Annotated in this window: 3 protein-coding genes; 2 read left to right on the top strand and 1 reads right to left on the bottom strand. The window is 35.8% G+C overall.

Annotated elements, in window-relative coordinates:
- The coding region (locus tag BFI01S_RS21625) for a S8 family serine peptidase (protein ID WP_156478370.1) at window positions 1–872 on the top strand (872 nt) is incomplete at its 5' end.
- 135 nt (window positions 873–1007) lie between these two features.
- Here BFI01S_RS21625 and BFI01S_RS22780 read toward each other — a convergent pair.
- Complete coding sequence (locus BFI01S_RS22780) at window positions 1008–1499, bottom strand: transposase (RefSeq protein WP_268875354.1); 492 nt, start codon at window positions 1497–1499, stop codon at window positions 1008–1010.
- A 97-nt stretch (window positions 1500–1596) separates the two neighbouring features.
- Between BFI01S_RS22780 and BFI01S_RS21615 the strand changes: the two genes are divergently transcribed.
- Window positions 1597–2252, top strand: a 656-nt coding sequence (locus BFI01S_RS21615) for an HTH domain-containing protein (protein ID WP_156478369.1), incomplete at its 3' end; no start/stop codon positions are given.

Genomic DNA, 2252 nt, shown 5'->3' with positions numbered 1-2252 from the left:
GTGCTTTTGGTGGTGATGTTCGATTTCCTATGCATCTATTAAATACTTCTGATGCCAACGCTAAATGGCTTGCAGCTGGTACAAGCTTTTCAGCTCCATTAATATCAAGTAAAGCAGCAGAAATTTTAGGTAGGTGTAACCGGTTCACACCACTAGTAGCTAGAGCATTACTAATTCATTCAGCTCAGAATCCAAATCAAGTAGATAATCATATTGGTTACGGAATTATAGATCAAGGTGTTGATGATATTCTAAGGTGTGACAGAAATCATGTAAACATTATATATTCTAATTCTATGAATCCAACAGGTATGGCAAAGCTACCAATTCCATTACCTTTAAATGCTTCTATAACTTCTGATGTACATCTTTCTTGGACAATAGCAACCTTATCTAAGGCTAATGCTTTACATGTTGAAGATTATACTGAATCTGCTATTGAAGATACCTTCTATCCACATGATAAGAAGTATAAATTTTCCAAAGGTAAAAAAAGTAGAACTCTAAATATCATTACCAATAAAGATGAAATTCAAGATCTTATAGCTGATGGGTATAGTCAAGGAAGTCTCCCAACAACTAGTTCTACTGAACAATATCAGACCGAATTGGCTAGAAGGGGCGAATTAAAGTGGGATACAGTCGTTAAAAAATGGAAAAGAATGAGAGTATCTTCTTTAGAAAATCCATTTTTGGTTCTTCATGGGATGGGTAGAAATGGGAGCAGTGATAGGATTGATTATGCTGTCGTGGTCACGATCAGCGTTCCAAAATACTCAGGAAATCTGTATGAAGATATCTTAAACGAATATAGAGTCTTAGAGCCAGTCGAAATCAGAAATAGAAATGAAGTTATGATTTCTGTGAGGTAAAAACCAAACCCCTTTAATTTCTTGAAGGGGTTTAATTTACATAGATAAGTGGAGTTAAAACTTGTTCCAACTTTACTTATTAAACTAGCAACTACCATATATTAGGTTCATCACCAAAAGTCGGGGATGACAAACTTAATGCCCGGTTTCCAAGCGTAATCGCAGAAACAAATGGGCATCATTTCGATAGCCAAATCCACGTCTTTTGATAAGTTTTATTTTATTATTGGTACCCTCCATGATGCCATTTGAAAGTGGAGAAATAATTGTATTTAGTAAAGCTTGCTCACGTGCAATCAATGTTTTGGCAATTTTTGAAACGGCTCCACATCGATGGAATTGGTACCTAGTAAACCATTCTTTTAATCGACGTTTTGCCTGATTTGGCGTCGTTGCTTTTAGAACATAACGTAGGTGATTCAATGCATGATAAATGTGCTTAGTATGTAAATCTTCATTGTGCCATTCCGCCACGAATGCCCTTTCTTCCTCTGTTAATTCTTCTGGTTTTCGCGCTAAGCAACGATCAATAAATCGTGATTTATGATGCTTTTTCGCTTCGCCTAAATACCGTCTGCGCCTTTTGTGACTGCTAGAATAAAGTGTACAGTTTTTGCTTGATAAGATGAAACGCTTATTTACCCAAATATACCAGCAAAAAATATCAACCTATCACTGTAAAATGATCATAGTTCATACTTGCAGTGGAGGTTAGCTAGCGAAGGTGGATAAGTGGGAAATGTACATGGAGATAAAGCAATTATTAAAGCAAGGATTTAGTCAGACAAAGATAGCTGAAAAGTTAGGGGTTTCTCGAACAACTGTTTACAGGCACTTAAAGAGATCTCCTTCGGAGATGGCGGAATGGGTTGATTCTCTTCAGTATAAAAAGAAAAAATTAGATCCATATAAAGAACTGATTTTATCTTGGTTGAGAATGCATCCGGATATGTCAGCAGCACAAGTTTATGATTGGCTTTTAGAGAAATATAAAGATCTAACTGTTGGAGAAAGTACAGTAAGAACATATGTAAAAGCATTAAGAGAAGAATACAAAATAAATAAGGAAACATCTCCTCGAATGTATGAGGCAATTCCTGATCCCCCAATGGGAGAACAAATGCAAGTAGATTTTGGTCATACGAGACAAAAAACTGTTGATAATAAGGAAGCCAAACTCAACTTTATAGCTTTTGTCTTATCACATTCTAGACAAAAGTATAAAGAGTGGTTGGATAGACCATTTACAACACGGGATGTTATACAAGCCCATGAGAACGCGTTTAAATGGTATGGAGGAATGACCAATGAGATCGTTTATGACCAAGATAGTTTAATTGTTGTTAGCGAAAATGGTGGAGATCTAATTTTAACTAAAGT

This window comes from Cytobacillus firmus NBRC 15306, assembly GCF_001591465.1.
GTDB classification, from domain to species: Bacteria; Bacillota; Bacilli; order Bacillales; family Cytobacillaceae; genus Cytobacillus; species Cytobacillus firmus.
Note: the sequence above shows the minus strand (reverse complement) of the source record. Positions and strands in the feature narration are given on the sequence as shown.